Annotated in this window: 15 protein-coding genes; 5 read left to right on the top strand and 10 right to left on the bottom strand. The window is 73.0% G+C overall.

The window, feature by feature from the left end; all coding sequences use genetic code 11:
- Window positions 1–31: 31 nt before the first annotated feature.
- The 5 genes from J8G10_RS02260 to J8G10_RS02240 all read right to left on the bottom strand — a co-directional run bounded on the left by J8G10_RS02260 (window position 32) and on the right by J8G10_RS02240 (window position 5,718).
- Window positions 32–853: a CoA ester lyase gene (locus tag J8G10_RS02260; RefSeq protein WP_251439376.1), complete on the bottom strand. Its 822-nt coding sequence runs from the start codon at window positions 851–853 to the stop codon at window positions 32–34.
- A complete protein-coding gene (locus J8G10_RS02255) occupies window positions 853–1,335 on the bottom strand; it encodes a MaoC family dehydratase (protein WP_251438879.1) in 483 nt (160 codons plus the stop codon). The genes J8G10_RS02260 and J8G10_RS02255 overlap by 1 nt, the downstream gene beginning before the upstream one ends.
- Window positions 1,332–3,386, bottom strand: a complete 2,055-nt coding sequence (locus J8G10_RS02250) for a biotin carboxylase N-terminal domain-containing protein (protein ID WP_251438877.1) — start codon at window positions 3,384–3,386, stop codon at window positions 1,332–1,334. The genes J8G10_RS02255 and J8G10_RS02250 overlap by 4 nt, the downstream gene beginning before the upstream one ends.
- A gap of 5 nt (window positions 3,387–3,391) precedes the next feature.
- A complete protein-coding gene (locus J8G10_RS02245) occupies window positions 3,392–5,026 on the bottom strand; it encodes a carboxyl transferase domain-containing protein (RefSeq protein WP_374208745.1) in 1,635 nt (544 codons plus the stop codon).
- A 134-nt stretch (window positions 5,027–5,160) separates the two neighbouring features.
- On the bottom strand, window positions 5,161–5,718 hold the full coding sequence (locus J8G10_RS02240) for a nucleoside phosphorylase (protein WP_251438874.1): 558 nt from the start codon (window positions 5,716–5,718) through the stop codon (window positions 5,161–5,163).
- Window positions 5,719–5,814: 96 nt separating this feature from the next.
- Here J8G10_RS02240 and nadE point away from each other — a divergent pair, with 96 nt between their 5' ends.
- From nadE to J8G10_RS02225, 3 genes are all read left to right on the top strand, one after another.
- Window positions 5,815–6,633 carry an ammonia-dependent NAD(+) synthetase gene (nadE, locus tag J8G10_RS02235; protein WP_251438872.1) on the top strand — a complete coding sequence of 273 codons (819 nt, stop codon included), beginning with the start codon at window positions 5,815–5,817 and terminating at the stop codon, window positions 6,631–6,633.
- Between the two features lie 114 nt (window positions 6,634–6,747).
- Window positions 6,748–10,446: a bifunctional RecB family nuclease/DEAD/DEAH box helicase gene (locus J8G10_RS02230; RefSeq protein ID WP_251438867.1), complete on the top strand. Its 3,699-nt coding sequence runs from the start codon at window positions 6,748–6,750 to the stop codon at window positions 10,444–10,446.
- Window positions 10,436–11,203 carry a GNAT family N-acetyltransferase gene (locus tag J8G10_RS02225; protein ID WP_251438866.1) on the top strand — a complete coding sequence of 256 codons (768 nt, stop codon included), beginning with the start codon at window positions 10,436–10,438 and terminating at the stop codon, window positions 11,201–11,203. The genes J8G10_RS02230 and J8G10_RS02225 overlap by 11 nt, the downstream gene beginning before the upstream one ends.
- 9 nt (window positions 11,204–11,212) lie before the next feature.
- Here the strand turns inward: J8G10_RS02225 and upp are convergent, their stop codons facing one another.
- Window positions 11,213–11,845 (bottom strand): uracil phosphoribosyltransferase, encoded by a 633-nt coding sequence (upp, locus tag J8G10_RS02220; protein ID WP_233310171.1) that lies wholly within the window; start codon window positions 11,843–11,845, stop codon window positions 11,213–11,215.
- Between the two features lie 99 nt (window positions 11,846–11,944).
- Here upp and J8G10_RS02215 point away from each other — a divergent pair, with 99 nt between their 5' ends.
- Window positions 11,945–12,415, top strand: a complete 471-nt coding sequence (locus J8G10_RS02215) for a nucleoside deaminase (protein ID WP_251438865.1) — start codon at window positions 11,945–11,947, stop codon at window positions 12,413–12,415.
- A 152-nt stretch (window positions 12,416–12,567) separates the two neighbouring features.
- On the opposite strand, the gene J8G10_RS02210 is transcribed toward J8G10_RS02215, so the two are convergent.
- On the bottom strand, window positions 12,568–13,458 hold the full coding sequence (locus J8G10_RS02210; protein WP_251438864.1) for an alpha/beta hydrolase: 891 nt from the start codon (window positions 13,456–13,458) through the stop codon (window positions 12,568–12,570).
- A gap of 15 nt (window positions 13,459–13,473) precedes the next feature.
- Window positions 13,474–14,445, bottom strand: a complete 972-nt coding sequence (locus J8G10_RS02205; RefSeq protein ID WP_251438863.1) for a cation diffusion facilitator family transporter — start codon at window positions 14,443–14,445, stop codon at window positions 13,474–13,476.
- 55 nt (window positions 14,446–14,500) lie between these two features.
- Here J8G10_RS02205 and proC point away from each other — a divergent pair, with 55 nt between their 5' ends.
- Entirely contained in the window at window positions 14,501–15,337 is an 837-nt protein-coding gene (gene proC, locus J8G10_RS02200) for a pyrroline-5-carboxylate reductase (RefSeq protein ID WP_251438862.1), read from the top strand.
- Between the two features lie 135 nt (window positions 15,338–15,472).
- Here proC and J8G10_RS02195 read toward each other — a convergent pair whose 3' ends face one another.
- Together J8G10_RS02195 and J8G10_RS02190 are read right to left on the bottom strand one after the other, a co-directional pair.
- Window positions 15,473–17,065, bottom strand: coding sequence for a hypothetical protein (locus J8G10_RS02195; protein ID WP_251438861.1), 1,593 nt, complete (start codon window positions 17,063–17,065; stop codon window positions 15,473–15,475).
- Window positions 17,047–17,832 (bottom strand): ABC transporter ATP-binding protein, encoded by a 786-nt coding sequence (locus J8G10_RS02190; protein WP_251438860.1) that lies wholly within the window; start codon window positions 17,830–17,832, stop codon window positions 17,047–17,049. The genes J8G10_RS02195 and J8G10_RS02190 overlap by 19 nt, the downstream gene beginning before the upstream one ends.
- Window positions 17,833–18,008 lie beyond the last annotated feature (176 nt).

The raw sequence follows: 18,008 nt of genomic DNA, 5'->3' as shown, positions 1-18,008 counted from the left end.
CTGCGCTCCGGGCGACGTCCGTCCGGACGTCCTACCGGCCGAGGATCGCCCTGGCCTGGCGGAGCACGGGCTCGTCGACCATGCGCCCCTCGAAGCGGAACACCCCGGGCCGCAGCGCGGCCTCGGCGAGGACGCGCTCGGCCCAGTCCGTCTCCGCGGGGGTGGGCGCGTAGGCCCCGCGGATCACCGCCGCCTGGCCGGGGTGGATGCAGGCCGTCGCGTCGAAGCCGCTCGCGGCGGCGTCGAGCGCCTCGGCGCGGAGCCCCTCGACGTCGGCGATGTCGAGGTGGACGGAGTCGACCGCGGCACGCCCCGCCGCCTTCGCCGCGAGCAGCACGCGGGAGCGGGCGTGCCGGGCGACGTCGCGGTAGCCGCCGGGATCCCGTTCGCCCTGACCGAACCGGCTGGATCGGCCGGACATGCTCGCGATGAGGTCCTCCGCACCCCACATCAGCCCGATCGCGGCCGGGTGCGCGGCGATCTCCTCGGCGTGGACCACCCCGCGTGCGGTCTCGCACAGGGCCAGGACCCGATGGCCCGCGGCGTGCAGGGCGTCGAGGTCGGCGGCGGACTCGGCCTTGGCGAGCATCGCGGTGCGATAGCCGGTACCGGCGAGGGCGGCCAGGTCGAGCGCGTGATCCGCCGTTCCCGCCGGGTTCACCCGGACGATCGTGCGCTCCGGATCCAGCGCCGAGGCGGCGACGCGCTCGCGGGCGGCGGGCTTGTCGGCGGGGGCGACCGCGTCCTCGAGATCGAGGATCACGGTGTCGGCCGCCGCGAGCGCCTTCTCGTAGCGGTCGTCGCGGTCCGCCGGGCAGAACAGCAGGGCGGGGCCGTGCAGGATCCCGGACATCAGGCGGGATCCGTCGGCAGGCACCGCATGAGCGTGGAACGGGTCGCGAGCGCGACGACCGTGCCGTCCTGAGTGCGCATGGTGTGCGCGAACTCGACGATCCCCTGTCCGGGGCGCGACGACGAGAGCCGCTTCGAGACGATGCGCGTCTCGGCGTAGAGCGTGTCGCCGACGCGCACCGGGGCCGGGAACGAGACCTCCGAGAAGCCGAGGTTCGCCACGATCGTTCCCATCGTGAGCTGCGCGACCGAGAGCCCGACCAGCGTGGAGAGCGTGAACATGCTGTTCACGAGGCGCTCGCCGAACTCCGTGCCTGCGCTCCACGCCGCATCCAGGTGCAGCGCCTGGGTGTTCATGGTCAGCGTGGTGAAGAGGACGTTGTCGGCCTCGGTGACGGTACGGCCGGGGCGGTGCAGGTAGACCGCATCCTCCTCGAACTCCTCGAAGTACAGCCCGCGCTGTTCGATGCGCTTCTCGGTCACGTCCCCGCTCCTTCCGCTCCCTGTGCCTCGCCGGGCTCGCCGGCCGGAGGAGCCGGCTCGATCACGGCGAGCGTCTGCCCGCGCGCCACGGTGTCGCCCTGCGCGGCGTGCAGCGCGACGGTGCCGGCGACCCCGGCGCGCAGCACGTGCTCCATCTTCATGGCCTCGACCACGAGCACCGGATCCCCCTCCTCGACGTGCGCCCCGTCCTCGACGTGCACGAGCACCACCGTGCCCGGCATCGGCGAGTCGAGATGCGGCACGCTCGCCGCCTCGGCGGCCCCGCCGCGTGCGGCCCGCTCGACCGAGACGTCGAAGACGGCGCCCGCGTGCGCGACCGCGACCCGGCCGGCGCCGGCCCGGAGCGCCGCGACCGTGCGCGTCACGCCGTCGATCGTGATCGTGCGGCGCAGGTCGCCCGCATCGCGGATCGCGGCGGGGACCGGGGCGGATGCGTCGACGGCGACCGCGAGGGAGGACCCGGATCCCGTCACGAGCACCTCGGCGCGGCGCTCGCCGCAGACCAGGGCGTAGCGCCGGGGGGCGGGCGGCCCGAGCCGCCAGCCGTCGCGGCGCGCCCAGGGGCCGCTCGGGACGTGGCCGGCGCCGGTCCCGGGGGATCCGTCCAGGAGCAGCGCCGCCTCCGCGAGCACCCGCTCGTCCGCCGCCGCGAAGGCGAGGTCGTCGAACCGCCGTGCGATCAGGCCGGTGTCGAGCTCGCCGGCGGCGACCTCGGGCAGCTCCAGCAGTGCCCGCACGAACTCGACGTTCGTGGGGAAGCCGAAGACCGCGGTCTCGTCGAGCGCGCGCACGAGCCGCCGCCGCGCCTCGTCGCGGTCGGCGCCCGTCGCGATGATCTTCGCGAGCATCGGGTCGTAGTCGATCGAGACGTCCAGGCCGTCCTCGATCGCCGTGTCGACGCGGATCCCCTCCCCGGCGGGATGGATCACGCGCGTGACGCGCCCGCCGGTCGGCAGGAACCCGGCGGCCGGATCCTCCGCGTACACCCGCGCCTCGATCGAATGCCCGCGCAGCACGACGTCGTCCTGCGCGAAGGCGAGCCGCTCGCCGGCCGCGATGAGCAGCTGCTGCTCGACGAGATCGAGTCCGGTGACCTGCTCGGTCACCGGGTGCTCGACCTGCAGGCGCGTGTTCATCTCCATGAAGAAGAACTCGTCCGGCCGCGTCGCCTCGACGATGAACTCGACCGTGCCGGCGCCCTGGTAGTCGACGCTGCGCGCGGTCTCGCACGCGGCGGCGCCGATCGCGGCGCGGGTCGCCGCGTCGAGCAAGGGAGAGGGCGCCTCCTCGATGACCTTCTGGTGCCGCCGCTGCAGCGAACACTCGCGCTCGCCGAGGTGCACCACGCTCCCGTGCGCATCGGCGAGGACCTGGACCTCGATGTGCCGCGGCGTGCTGAGGTAGCGCTCCAGGAACAGCGCGTCGTCGCCGAAGCTCGCGGCGGCCTCGCGGCGGGCCGCGGCGATCGCGTCGGCGAGGTGCGCCGCGTCGGCGACCACGTGCATGCCCTTGCCGCCGCCGCCTGCCGAGGGCTTGATGAGCAGCGGGTAGCCGATCCCCGCGGCCGCGTCGATGAGGTCGGCGTCGGTGAGGCCCGGCCGGGCGATCCCGGGCACCGTCGGGACGTCGCGCTCGGCCACGGCGAGTTTTGCCGTGATCTTGTCGCCCATCGTGCGGATCGCCTCCGCGGTTGGGCCGATGAACACGATCCCCGCCGCGTCGCACGCCTCGGCGAACGCCGCGTTCTCGGCGAGGAAGCCGTACCCGGGGTGGATCGCCTGGGCTCCGGTGGACCGGGCGGCGGCGATCACGGCGTCGATCGACAGGTAGCTCTGCGCCGCGGGGGCCGGGCCGATCCGCACCGCGACGTCCGCGAGCGCGACGTGGCGGGATCCGGCGTCGGCGTCGCTGTACACGGCGACCGAGCGGATGCCGAGCCGGCGCAGCGTCGCGATGACCCGGCAGGCGATCTCGCCGCGGTTGGCGATGAGGACGGTGTCGAACACTCCGACAGGCTCAGTGCGGCGCATCTCACTCACATCCGGAAGATTCCGTAGCCGGGCGCCTCGGTCGAGGGCGCCCGCGTCACGACGTCGAGCGCGAGGCCCAACACGTCGCGGGTCTGACCGGGCTCGATGATCCCGTCGTCCCAGAGTCGGGCGGTGGAGTAGTACGGGCTGCCCTGCTCCTCGTAGGCGGCGCGGATCGGGGCCTGGAACTCCGCCTCCTCCGCGGCCGACCAGGATCCGCCCGCGGCCTCGATCTGATCGCGGCGCACGGTCGACAGCACCGATGCGGCCTGCGGTCCGCCCATGACCGAGACGCGCGCGCCCGGCCAGAGCCAGAGGAAGCGGGGGGAGTACGCCCGTCCGCACATCGAGTAGGTGCCGGCGCCGAAGGATCCGCCGACGACGACCGTGAGCTTCGGCACCGAGGCCGTCGCGACCGCGTTGACCATCTTCGCGCCGTGCTTCGCGATGCCGTTCGCCTCGTACTCCCGGCCCACCATGAACCCGGTGATGTTCTGCAGGAAGACCAGCGGGGTGCGGCGCTGCTCGCAGAGCTGGATGAAGTGCGCGCCCTTGAGCGCCGACTCTCCGAACAGCACGCCGTTGTTCGCGATGATCCCGACGCGGTGCCCGTGGATCCGCGCGAACGCGGTCACCAGCGTCGTGCCGTACTCGGGCTTGAACTCGGTGAACTCGCCGCCGTCGACGATGCCGCGGATGATCGCGCGGGCGTCGTAGGGGACGGTGAGCTCGACCGGGACGACGTCGAGCAGGTCGACCGGGGGCGGATCCGCGATCGCGGCGGACGGCCCTTCGAGCCCTTCGCGAGCACCCCGGGGCCAGGCCTCGGGATCCGCGGGCGCCGGCGACGGCGGCAGGGTGGCGACGATGTCGCGGACGATGCGCAGCGCGTCCTCGTCGTCTTCGGCGAGATGGTCGGCGACGCCGGAGATCCGGGTGTGCACCTCGCCGCCCCCGAGATCCTCCGCGGAGACGACCTCGCCCGTCGCCGCCTTCACGAGCGGCGGTCCGCCGAGGAAGATCGTGCCCTGGTTCCGCACGATCACCGTCTCATCGCTCATCGCCGGCACGTAGGCGCCGCCGGCGGTCGACGAGCCCATCACCGCGGAGATCTGCGGGATGCCGTCGCGGGACATCCTGGCCTGGTTGTAGAAGATGCGGCCGAAGTGGTCGCGATCGGGGAACACCTCGTCCTGCATCGGCAGGAACGCGCCGCCCGAGTCGACGAGGTACACGCAGGGCAGCCGGTTCTCCGCGGCGATCTCCTGCGCGCGCAGGTGCTTCTTGACCGTGATCGGGTAGTAGGTGCCGCCCTTGACCGTGGCGTCGTTCGCGACGACCATGACGTGCCGGCCGTGGATCAGGCCGATCCCCGCGATCACGCCGCCGGACGGGGCGTCGCCGCCGTAGAGCCCGTAGCCCGCGAGGGGCGCGACCTCCAGGAACGGGCTGCCGGTGTCGAGCAGGTGGTCCACCCGGTCCCGGGCGAGCAGCTTGCCGCGCTCGGTGTGCCGGATCCGGGACTTCTCCGGTCCGCCGAGGGCGGCCTCGGCGCGACGCGCGCGCAGTTCGTCGACCAGCTCCCGGTAGGTCGGAGCCGGGGCGCTCGGCGCGGATGAATCGGACACAGCACCCTCCATTGGGCGACGACGGGACGTGATTCAGATTAGCGAGCGTTAACTGAAATGTCCACGGGTGCTCCGGGCGTCCGATGCGCGCCGGGTCCGTGCGCGATCGACGGAGTCTCGCACCGTCGCGACCGCGCCGACCGGGTTCAGACCCCGTACTCGTCCCGGATCCGGTCGCGCAGCTGCACGCTGCAGGCGGCGACGGTCTCGTCCCAGACGGTGGTCGCGCCGTCCTGGGCGGTGTCGGAGATCGCGCGCAGCACGCGGATCGGAACGCCGAACTGGTCGGCGACCCAGACGTAGGCGTAGGTCTCCATGTCCACGAGCACGCCGCCGAGGCCCCGGATCCGCTCGACGACCGCGACGTCGTCGACGAAGCTGTCGCCGGTCGCGATGATCAGCCCGTCGCGCCCTGTCGCGACGCGCGGCGGCAGGGAGACGTGCTGCCCGACGACCCCGTCCAGATCCTGGACGTCGTGCTGGATCGCCGCGGTGATCTCGTAGACGCCTCCGGGAAGCTCCGGATCCACGCCGCCGGCGGTGCCGACGACGACGATCTCCTCGTACCCGGCCGCATCCAGCGCACGCGTGAGGCCGTAGGCGGCCTTGAGCTTGCCCGGGCCCGTGACGAGGCGCTCGAAGCCCTCCAGCGACTCGGGGAAGGCCTGCAGTTCGGACGCGAGGGCGGCGACGAGGAGTCTCATGCCTCCATCCTCGCAGGCGCGGCACAGGCGGGCGGCGGCGTTCACACGCAGGAAACGTGGCCGTTGGATACTGGATCCCACGACCGAAGGAGCAGCATGACCCTGCAGCAGGACATCGCCACAGACCTCGGGGTGCGCCCCGACGTCGACCCCGCGGCGGAGATCGATCGCCGGATCGGCTTCCTCGTCGACTACCTCCGGCACACCGGCGCCAAGGGGTACGTGCTGGGGATCTCGGGCGGGCAGGACTCGACGCTCGCCGGCCGGCTCGCGCAGCTCGCCGTCGAGAGGGTGCGCGCCGAAGGGGGCGAGGCGACGTTCATCGCGGTGCGCCTGCCCTACCGGGTGCAGCACGACGCCGACGACGCGAGCGCGGCGATGGCGTTCATCGCCGCCGACGAGGGGGTCGAGGTCAACATCGAGCACGGCGTCGACGGTCTGGAGAACGACCTCGAGGCGGCCGGCCTGGAGGACGTCGCCGACTTCCACCGCGGCAACATCAAGGCGCGCCTGCGGATGGTCACCCAGTACGCGATCGCCGGGCAGCGCGGCCTGCTCGTGATCGGCACGGACCACGCCGCCGAGGCGGTGACCGGGTTCTTCACGAAGTTCGGCGACGGCGCATGCGACCTCACGCCGCTCGCCGGACTGACCAAGAGGCAGGGCAGGGCCCTGCTGCTCGCGCTCGGCGCCCCGGACCGCCTGGCCTACAAGGTGCCCACCGCCGACCTCCTCGACGGGACGCCGGGCCGCGCCGACGAGGACGAGCTGGGACTGACCTACGAGCAGATCGACGACTTCCTGGAGGGGCGAGAGATCGCCGCCGACGTGGCGCAGCGCATCGAGGCGCGCTACCTCGCGACCTCGCACAAGCGCCGTCAGCCGGTCACCCCCGACGACACCTGGTGGCGCTGAGCCGGGCCGTGGTCCTCCGTCGCGCCGACGGGAACCTGATCGGGTGATGTCCGCGGCCCCGTCTAGGGTCGAAGCGACGGCCTGATCGGCCGCCACCCGAAGACAGGAGCCCTCGTGCGCGTGATCACCCCCTCCGGATCCGACCGGAAGCGCGTGATCTGGAGTGCCACGGATCTGAAGCTCGCGGCGGAGTGCGAGTTCGCCTGGGCCCGGTCGCTGGATGCGAAGCTCGGGCGCATCGACGCCGTCGAGGATCCGGAGGATGCGACCCTCGCCCGGGCCGCCGCCCTGGGGGATGCGCACGAGCTCGTGGTGCTGGACGACGATGTGGCGCGGTACGGGAGGTCGGTCGACGGCGGACCCGGCGTGGTCGAGCTGCCCAAGGTGTCTTCGACCGATGCGGAGGGGCTCGCCGGCGTCGTCGCCGACACGATCGGCGCGTTGCGGTCGGAGGCGACGGTGATCTATCAGGCCGCCTTCTCCACGCCCGAGTTCGTGGGATTCGCCGACTTCCTCCTCCGCGACCCCGACGGGCGCTGGCGCGTGCAGGACTCCAAGCTCGCCCGCACCGCCCGCGCCACGGCGCTCATGCAGCTGGCGGCCTATGTCGACCAGCTCGACCGGCTGGGCATCCCGCGGTCGGACGAGGTCGATCTGATCCTCGGCGATCACCGCATCTCGACGCACGCCGTGCGCGACGTGCTGCCGCTGTTCCACGTGCGCCGGGCCCGGCTCCGGGCCCTCATCGCGGACCGCGGCATCGAGCAGGGCGCCGCCGGCGCGCCGCTCGCCTGGGGCGATGACCGTGGCGACCTGCAGGTCGTGGCCTGCGGGCGCTGCGCGACGTGCGAGATCGAGGTCGTCGCGCATCGGGATCTGCTGCTCGTCGCCCGCATGCGGCCGGTGCAGCGCGCTCGCCTCCGCGCCGCGGGCATCGCGACGATCGACGACCTCGCCGCGGCCGGATCCGCGCCCGACGGGATGAGCTCCGAGACGTTCGAGGCGTTGCGCGCCCAGGCCCGGCTGCAGCTCGCGGCGATGGCCGCCGAGAGCGCCGCCGCGCAGCCGGGAACGGAGGACGCGCACCCCGTGCCGCCGTTCGAGGTCGTCTCCGCGGCGGCGATCGGCATGATGCCGCGCCCCAGCCGGGGCGACCTGTTCTTCGACTTCGAGGGCGACCCGCTCTACACCGAACCGGGCCGCGGAGGGCATGCGGCCGACGGGCGCTGGGGGCTGGACTACCTCTTCGGCTGGGTCGACGACGCGGAGCAGTACTCCGCGCTGTGGGCGCACGACTTCGCGGCGGAGAAGCAGGCGCTGCTCGACTTCCTCGACTTCGTGGCCGTGCGCCGGGCGGCGCATCCCGACATGCACATCTACCACTACGCGCCCTACGAGACGTCCCATCTGCAGAACATGGCGGAGCGGTACGGGGTCGGCGAGGCCGACGTGGACCGCCTGCTGCGCGAGGGCGTCTTCGTCGATCTGTATCCGCTGGTGCTGCGCACGGTGCGGATCGGATCCCGGTCGTACTCGATCAAGAAGCTCGAGCCGCTGTACATGGGAGAGGAGGTGCGCACCAGCGACGTGCAGAAGGGCGACGACTCGATCGTGCAGTACGTGCAGGCGCGGGGGCTCGCCGCCGCCGGCCGCACGGCCGAGGCCGACGCGATCCTCGCGGACCTGGCCGACTACAACCGCTACGACTGCGTCTCGACCCGGCGGCTGCGCAATTGGCTCGTGGGGCTCGCCCGGGAGGCCGGGGTGCTGCCCGCCCCTCCCGACGAGCCCGAGACGCGCGCCTACGAGCCCGCACCGCTCTCGCTCGCGCTGCAGGCCGAGGGGCACCGCGTGCAGGAGGCCGCGCGAGAGGCGGGGCTGACCGGCACCGAGCTCGAGCAGGCCGGGCAGCCGCACCGGGTCGCGGCCGCCGCGATCGACTACTTCCCCCGGGAGGCGAAGAGCTTCTGGATCTCGCACTTCCAGCGTCTGCGCGAGCCGGTGACCCTGTGGGAGTCCACGCGCGACGTGCTGCGGGTGGATCCGGGGCGTTCGGCGGTCGTGCAGGACTGGGGGCAGGAGGAGGGCGCCCGCGCGGTCACCCGTCTCATCGACCTGCACGGCGAGCTCGCCCCCGGCAGCACGCTCGGCGTCGGCGGCAGTCCGTTCGCGCTGTACGCGTCGCCGCCGCCGTTCTTCGGAGAGTTCCCCTCGCGCGTGATCCACGTTCCGCACGAGGTCGAGATCGTCGAGGTGCGCGACGACGGATACCGGATCCGCGAGCGCTCGATCGGCGGGCAGACGTGGGACGAGCTGCCGCTCGCGCTCACGCCCGCCGCCCCGCCCCGCGTGAACTCGCTGCAGGCGACGATCGAGGAGTGGTCGGCGGCCGTGCTCGACGCCGCGCCCGCGTTCCCGCACGACGCCGCGACGGACGTCCTGCTGCGAGCGGTGCCGCGCACGGCGTCGGGGGCGCCGATCCCCGCGATGGACGGCGATGCCGCCGAGACGGGGGAACCGCGCCGGGAGGCCGCCGACGTGATCGTGCGGGGGGTGCTCGACCTCGATCGCAGCTACCTGGCCGTGCAGGGCCCTCCGGGGACGGGCAAGACCTTCACGGCGGCGCGGGTGATCGCCCGGCTCGTGAACGAGCACGGCTACCGGATCGGCGTGGTCGCCCAGTCGCATGCGATCGTGGAGCACCTGCTCGACCGGGTCGTCGCCGCGGGGGTCGCGCCGGCGCAGGTCGCCAAGGCGCCGAAGGATCCGGAGGCGGATCCCGTGTTCACGCCGATCCGCAAGGACGGGATGGCGGGGTATCTCGCCGAGCAGCACGCCGCCGGACTCGGCTGCGTCGTGGGCGGGACCGCCTGGGACTTCTCGAACACCCGGCGTGTGCAGCGCGGGGAGCTGGATCTGCTCGTCGTCGACGAAGCGGGCCAGTTCTCCCTCGCCTCGACGATCGCCGTGGCCGCGTCCGCGCAGCGCCTCCTCCTGCTCGGCGATCCGCAGCAGCTCCCGCAGGTGAGCCAGGGCACGCACCCCGAGCCGGTGGACACCTCGGCCCTGGGGTGGGTCATGCACGATCGGGCCGTCATCGACCCGGCGCACGGATCCTTCCTCGCGCGGTCCTGGCGCATGCACCCCGCCGTGGCGGATCCCGTGTCGCACCTCTCCTACGCGGGGGCGCTCGCCTCCGCGCCGGGTGCCGAGCTGCGCACGGTCGAGGGGCTGGAGCCCGGGCTGCACGTGCGGCCGATCCGGCACCGCGGCAACGCCACGCAGTCGCCCGAAGAGGCGGCCGAGGTGGTGCGCATCGTCGGCGAGCTGGTCGGACGCGCCTACGTCGACGGGATGGTCGCCGCGGCTCCCCGGCCCCTCGAGGAGACGGACATCATCGTCGTCGCGCCGTACAACGCCCAGAAGCAGCTCATCCTCGATGAGCTCGCGGCCGCGGGATTCCCGGATGTGGCCGTGGGCACGGTCGACAACTTCCAGGGCCGGGAGGCCGTGGTCTCGATCACCTCGCTCGCGGCATCGAGCGGCCGCGACGCCCCGCGCGGACCGGAGTTCCTGCTGCTGCAGAACCGGCTCAACGTGGCGATCTCGCGAGCGATGGTGGCCGCCTTCCTGGTGCACTCGCCCGCCCTGCTGGACGACCTGCCGTGGACCCCGGAGGGCGTGGCGCGCCTGAGCGCGTTCGCTCACCTCGTCGGGGCGGATCGGGAGGAGCATCCCGCGGCCGACGAGGCCGGGGCTGCCGTGGGCGGCCTCGTCACGACCGGAGCGCAGGGATCAGCCGGTGCACTCTGAGGCCGAGATCGCCCGCGCATCCGCGGCCTGGGTCTGGTTCCCGCGCGACAGCGAGCAGGAGAGGTCCGAGCTGCAGCTGGTCCGCTACCCGTCGCGGTTCGGCGGCGGCGTCCGCGGATCGCAGGTCGCGTCGGCCCTGGACCCGGCTGAGGTGCTGGATCTCGCGGTCGCGCGCACGCGCGCCTGGGGGGAGGGACGGGTCGTGTTCTGGACGAACGCGGCCGACAGTCCCGACCTGGAGGACGAGCTGCGCCGACGCGGCGCCGTGCACGACGACACGGTGACCGTGTTCGCCCGCCCGATCCCGGGAGAGCCGATCCCGGTGCCCGACGACATCGACACCGTGATCGTGCGGACTCTCGCAGACGTGCGTGACGTGGATGAGGTGAGCGTCCCGGTGTGGGACCAGCTCCCCCTGGACGAACAGGGGCTCGCCGAGCAGCTCGACGAGGTGACGGCGGAGCTCGCGACCGGGACCGGCGCCAGGGTGCTGGCCCGCATCGACGGCCGCCCGGCCGGCACCGCCGGCTGCACGATCGCCGACGGCTTCCTGCGGCTCTGGGGTGCGGCGACGCTGCCCGGCTTCCGCGGCCGGGGCGCGTATCGCGCCGTGCTCGCCGAACGGCTGCGCCTCGGTGCGGAACTCGGTGCGACCACCGCGCTCGTCAAGGGGCGGGTCGCGACCTCGGCTCCGATCCTGGCGCGCTGCGGGTTCGTCCCTTACGGCGAGGACCGCTCCTACGTGCTGACGGTATGACGGCGGGACTCAGACCGTGCCGTACAGGCGGTCGCCGGCGTCGCCGAGGCCGGGCACGATGTAGCCCTTCTCGTTGAGGCGCTCGTCGAGGGCGCCCAGCACGAGCGTGACGTTGCGGTCACCCACGAGGCTCTCGATCGCGGCGACGCCCTCCGGCGTGCCCAGCAGGCAGATCGCCGTGACGTCGTCGGCGCCGCGGTCGAAGAGGAACTGGATCGCGGCGGCGAGCGATCCGCCGGTCGCGAGCATCGGGTCGATCGCGAAGCACTGGCGTCCGCTGAGGTCATCGGGCAGCCGCTCGGCATAGGTCGTCGGCTCGAAGGTCTCCTCGTCGCGGACCATGCCGAGGAAGCCGACCTCGGCGGTCGGGAGCAGCTTGACCAGGCCTTCGAGCATGCCGAGTCCGGCGCGCAGGATCGGCACGACGATCGGCCGCGGCTCCGAGATCTTCACGCCCATCGTCGTCGTGACCGGGGTGGTGATCTCGATCGGGCTCACCCGCACGTTGCGCGTCGCCTCGTAGGCGAGCAGCGTCACGAGCTCCTCGGTGAGCTGGCGGAACACCGGCGACGGGGTGCGCGCGTCGCGCAGCACCGACAGCTTGTGGGTGATCAGGGGGTGGTCGGCCACGTGAACGCGCATGATTACAGGGTACTGGCGTTTCCGGTTCCGTCGATCGGCAGGGCCGGCCCGCCCCGACCGGCGGAGTGATGCGCCCGGACCGAGCCCTAGGCTGGGCGCATGGCAGATCCGGATCCGCGGGCGGCGGAGGCGACGGCGATGGACCGTGCGCTCGTGCTCGCGGCCGAGGCCGCCGCGGCGGGGGAGATCCCGGTCGGCGCCGTCGTCCTGGACGGAGAGGGGCGGATCCTCGGTGAGGGCCGCAACGACCGGGAGGAGACGGCCGATCCCACCGGTCATGCCGAGATCGTCGCCCTGCGGGCCGCGGCAGCGGCCGGCGGATCCTGGAACCTCGCCGGCTGCACGCTGGTCGTCACGATGGAGCCGTGCGTGATGTGCGCCGGCGCCATCCTGCAGTCCCGGATCGGTCGGGTCGTGTTCGGCGCCTGGGACGACAAGGCGGGTGCCGCGGGTTCGCTGTACGACGTGCTGCGCGACCGTCGGCTGCCGTACCGCGCCGAGGTCGTCGGCGGGGTCCGCGAAGCCGAGGCCGCCGATCAGCTGCGCGCGTTCTTCGCCGAGCGGCGCTGAAGCGAGCGGAGCGGGCGCTTTTCGGGGTCGTCGAGCGACGACGGCGGAGCCGACCGAGAGAAACGCGGTTCTCGCGATTCTCGCGGATCGCCGCGTTTCGTCTCGCTCGCTTCGCGTGCTCGCTCAACGACCCCGGTAGGGGTTCTGCGGGCTCAGCGACCCCGGGGCCGGGCCGCGAGGCGCGCGAGGCGCTCCACCGCGAAGAGGTAGGCCTGGGCGCGACGGTCGAAGTAGCCGCGGTGCCGCACGCCGCGCTCGTCGACCTCCGTGCGGGAGGCATGGCCCTCGGTCGCCTCGCCGGTCTCGTCGCCGGCTCCGGGGATCGGGCCGCCGTCCGACGAGTACACGATCGCGCCCTCGATGTCCCGCGGGTCGACCGGGTGCGCCCCGAGCCGGCCTAGGGGAGCCGTGGCGTCGCTCGAGGCCTCGGTCGCGTAGAACGAGAACGACCGCGCCGACACGGCGTCGGCCACGGCGTCGGCGGCCATCCGCGTCATCCCCGCCGAGGCGATCGAGAACGCCATCGACACGGGTCCCGCCCCGTCCAGCAGGACGAGTTCGCCGAACAGCGTCGACGAGTAGGAGTACGCGAGCACCGCGATCCGGGCGGCCGGATGCTCATGGTGCAGGTGCACAAGATCGCCCGCCAGGCGCGCGGCGCCCACGGTGGCGTGCCTCGTCGCCAGGGCGGACAGGTGCGTGCCGGAGTCGTAGCCGAACCAGGCGACGGTCGCGATCCGCCCCGATCCGCCGCGCAACAGGCTCGCACGGATCGTGTCGGCGCAGAGCGCCTGCGTGATCTCCGCCCACGCGGGGAACGCGGCGAGGTCGGTGTCGATGCCGTGCAGCACGACGGCGATGAGATCGGACGCACCGAGGTCGCCGAACGCGACGGCGGCGCGCGGCTCCTCGCCCTCGAAGAACAGCGAGATCAGCCGGGCCTGCGGATCCGCCTGCAGGACGTCCCGGACGTGCTGCAGCTTCTGCCGCGCATCGGCCGACAGCGACGGGTCGCCCAGCGCCTCGGCGAGCGGGTCGACCATGATGGATCCGCGCGGTCAGTCCGCCGAGCGCAGCACGAAGGCGTCGGTGGAGGGCGAGGGATCCAGCGCAGGCCGGTAGATGTCCGGCTCGAGGTAGATGACCCGTGCCGCAGGCACGGCCGCGCGGATGCGGCTCTCGATCGCGTCGATGTCATCGGCCGCGGCGCGGACGGTCTTGTCCGAGGTGAGCGCGATCTTGGCGGCGACGAGCAGTTCGTCGGGGCCGAGGTAGAGGGTCTTGATGTGGATGAGCTTCTCGACCTCGTCGCCCGCGTGGATCGCGTCCACGATGCGGTCGTGGTCCGCGTCGTTCGCTCCCTCGCCGACGAGCAGGCTCTTCGTCTCGACGCCGAGCACGATCGCGATGAGCACGAGCAGCAGGCCGATCATCAGGGTGCCCAGGGCGTCGAAGACCGGGTTGTGCGTGATGAGCGTGAGGCCGACCCCGAGCAGGGCGAACAGCAGACCGGCCAGGGCGCCGGTGTCCTCGAGCAGCACGACGGGCAGCTCGGGCGCCTTCGCGCGACGGATGAACGAGATCCACGACTGCCCGGCCGGGCGCACGTGGTTGCTCTCCTTGATCGCGGTGCGCAGGGAGAACGACTCGAGCACGATCGAGACGATGAGCACGGCGAGCGGCAGCCACCACCAGGTGCGGTCGATCTCGTGAGGTTCGATGAGCTTCTGCACGCCCTCGTAGATCGCGAAGACACCGCCGACCGAGAACAGGATGATCGACACGACGAAGGCGTAGACGTAGCGCTCGCGGCCGTACCCGAACGGGTGTTCGCGGTCGGCGCGTCGCTGGGCCTTGCGCCCGCCGAGCATGAGCAGCAGCTGGTTGCCGGAGTCGGCGACCGAGTGGATGGCCTCGGCGAGCATCGACGCGGATCCGGAGAGCAGCCAGGCGATGAGCTTCGCGAGGGCGATGCCCATGTTCGCGAGGAACGCCGCCAGGATCGCCTTGCCGCCACCGGATGCACTCATGCCACGAGTCTAAAGCGGCCGCGTGCGATGCGCCGCCGCCTCGTAGGATGGCGGCATGGTCGAAGCGCTCCCCTCTGTCGCGTTCCTCGGTGCCGGAGCGATGGGGGGTGCGATCCTGCGCGGCGTCGTCGCGAGCGGGATCCCCGTCGACGGTGGCATCACCGCCACCAATCGCACCGCGGCGCGCGCGGCCGAGCTCGACGGGCTCGCGGGCGTGCGCTCGATCGCGCTCGAGCAGGAGACGTCCGGCAACGCGGTCGCCGCCTCGGCACGCATCGTCGTGGTCGGCGTGAAGCCCGCGATGGTGCCGGACCTGCTCGACGAGATCGCCCCGCATCTGCGCGAGGACGCGATCGTGGTGAGCATCGCCGCCGGTGTCACGCTGGCGACGTTCGCCGCGCACCTGCCCGCCGGGACGCGCGTGCTGCGCTCGATGCCGAACACCCCCGCCACCGTGGGCCGTGCGGTCACCGGCCTCGCCGCGGCCGCGGACGTCACCCCGGAGGAGCGCGCGCTCGTGCGCCGCCTGTTCGAGACCGTCGGATCCGTGATCGAGGTCGAGGAGTCGCAGATCGATCCGCTCTCCACGATCTCCGGATCCGGTCCCGCCTATGTGTTCCTGCTGATCGAGGAGCTCACGAAGGCCGCGATCGGCAAGGGCTTCGCCGAGTCGGAGGCCCGCCTCATGGCCGAGCAGACGTTCATCGGCGCCACCGCCCTGCTCGAGGCCTCGGGCGAGGACCCCGCCGAGCTGCGCCGCCGCGTGACGAGCCCGAAGGGCACGACCGAGCGCGCCGTCGCGGTGCTGCAGGAGGCCGACCTCGCCGCGCTGTTCGCCCGGGCCACCGACGCCGCTCTCGCCCGGGCTCGCGAGCTCGCCGCCGGCGTCTGAGCGGGCGCGCACGGCGGCGACCGACGCGAGACACCGCTTCCCGCTTGAGACACCGCTTCCCGCTTGAGACACCGCGACAGGCGCGATGTCTCAAGCGGAACGCGGTGTCTCACGGATCCGCCGTGAGACGCTCGCTCAGCCCTCGCTCGAGACCTCGGCGAGCACCTCGGGCCAGCGGCGGTCCAGGATCCTGCCGCCCAGGGTCGTCCCCGCCCAGATCGCCAGCCCGCCGAACAGCAGCGCGCAGGCGAGGCTCAGCCAGCCGAGCCAGGGCGTCCAGATCGCGGCGATCGCGAGCCCGAACGCCGGGCCGCCGATGATGAGGCTCAGCGGCGCGATGATGAGCATCGCGAGCATCGACTGCACGCCGCCCGAGGACCCGCGTCCGAACGGGTTCGCCTCCGGCGCCGGGGCGCGACCGGGCAGGAACGCGCCCGTCCAGACGCCGCCGGCGGCCGAGACGGCACCCAGCCCGAGGGCGGCGCCGAGGCTCGCCGGCACGAGATCCATGCGCCCGGCCAGCATGCTCGCCGCCACGCACAGCACGACGGTGATTGGGACGGCGATGATGCCGAACCCGAGCACGCGCCCCGCCCGGTCCGCCCTCCCCGGCACGCCCGTGTGGATGTGCAGGGCGATCGCATCGTTGTCGTAGGCGATCCCCAGCTGCAGGACCGTGCCGATGAGCAGGGCGTTGATCGCGGGGACGAGGATCGTTCCGTCGCTGAGCGCGAAGGATCCCGTGCCCCGTCCGTTCATGAGCGCCATCCCGATCAGCAGCGCCGGCAGCAGCAGCATCATCACGGTGTTGATGACCTGACGCGGATCGCGGCGCGCGTAGCGCATGGTGCGGGCGGCGATCGCGCCCACGGCGGACGCCGGCAGGATGCGGTCCAGCAGGCCGCCGGAGCGCACCCGCCCGCCGCCGCGGCTCTGGACCGGGGCGACCAGGCGCGCGGCGAGCAGTCCGCGCGCGGCGAACCACAGCGCGACCACGCACGCCAGCGCGACCAGCAGGCGCAGTCCCGCACCCGCGAGGTCGCCGGCCGCGAGCGCCGCGGAGACGCCGAACACGGCGCCCAGCGGCGTCCACCCCGCGGCGTCGGCGATCACCGGCAGGAGCGCGGAGGGATCGGAGAGCTGGGCGAACGCGCGGATCATCACGTTGATGAGCAGCCCCGAGCAGGCCACCACGAGCACCGCCACCGTGACCACCAGATCCCGCATCCGCCGGCCCGCCAGCCAGCCTGCGAGCAGGCCGCTGACCACGCGAGCGCCCAGCACGCAGGTGGCGAGCGCGACCGGGATCAGCACCACGGCGGAGATCAGGGCGAGCGGGCTCACCGACCAGCCCACGAGCATGAGCAGCAGGGCAAGGGTCGTGCCGATGCCGCCGATCGTGGTGATCCCGGCGACCACGAGCCCCGGCAGCAGGGAGCGCGCCGTGACCGGCAGCAGCGCGAACCGCTCGGGCGCGAGCGTGTCGTCGGCGCTGACCACGATCGATCCGATCCACCACACCAGCACGATCGCGGATCCCACGACCACGAGCGTGCGCACCGCGGCGTCGGGGGCGGCGATGCGCAGGGCCACCAGCCCGGCCGCGAGGGCGGCGAGCAGCCCCAGCGCCACCATCGCGGACACGATGACCGAGACGATCAGCCACGGGTTGCGGCCGAACTGGTGCCCCAGCTGCCGCCAGCGCAGTCCTACGAGGAGCGCAACCATGCGAGCGTCTCCGATCCGAGCTCGTGTGCGCCGACCAGGGAGAGGAAGCGCTGCTGCAGGGTCTCGCCGGCGCGCACCTCGTCGAGGGTGCCGTTGGCGAGCAGCCGGCCCTCGGCGACGATCGCGACGCGGTCGCACAGCGACTCCACCAGCTCCATCACGTGGCTGGAGAGCACCACGGTGCCGCCTCCGGCCACGAACGAGCGCAGGATCTGCCGGATGGTCTCGCCCGAGACCGGGTCGACCGCCTCGAGCGGCTCGTCCAGGATCAGCAGCCGGGGAGCGTGGATGAGCGCGCACGCGAGCCCGATCTTCTTGCGCATGCCGGCGGAGTAGTCGACCACGAGGGTGGTGCCGGCGTCGGCGAGTCCGAGCGCCGCGAGCAGCTCGCCGGCGCGGGCGGTGACGTCCGCCTCGCTCATGCCGCGGAGCAGGCCGGTGTAGCGCAGCAGCTCGGCGCCGGTGAGGCGGTCGAGCATCCGCACGCCGTCGGGGAGCACCCCCATGCGCCCCTTCGCGGCCGCGGGATCCCGCCAGACGTCCGCGCCCAGCACCTGCGCCGAGCCCGCGTCGGGGCGCAGCAGGCCGGTGGTCATCGCGAGGGTCGTGGTCTTGCCCGCGCCGTTCGGGCCGAGCAGCCCCAGCATGGATCCGGCGGGGACGTCGAGCCAGAGGTCGTCGACGGCGACCTTCTGCCCGAACTGCTTGCGCAGGCCCTGCAGCGAGAGCACCGGTGGTGCGGCGGTGGGGGCGGTGGAGTCGATCATGCCTCCATCCGACCATGCCGTCAGAGTTCGCGGTATCCGCCGCGAGGCGGATATCCCCGCCGCGCACCCTCCTCTCCCGCGCGCTCCCCGCCGCGCACCCTCCCTCCCTCCCGCGCGCTCCCCTCCCGCGCGCTCCCCTACCGCGCCCTCCCTCCCGCGAAACCGATCCTGCATCC

Origin of the sequence: Microbacterium sp. USTB-Y (assembly GCF_023703415.1) — a bacterium.
Lineage (GTDB): Bacteria > Actinomycetota > Actinomycetes > Actinomycetales > Microbacteriaceae > Microbacterium.
Note: the sequence above shows the minus strand (reverse complement) of the source record. Positions and strands in the feature narration are given on the sequence as shown.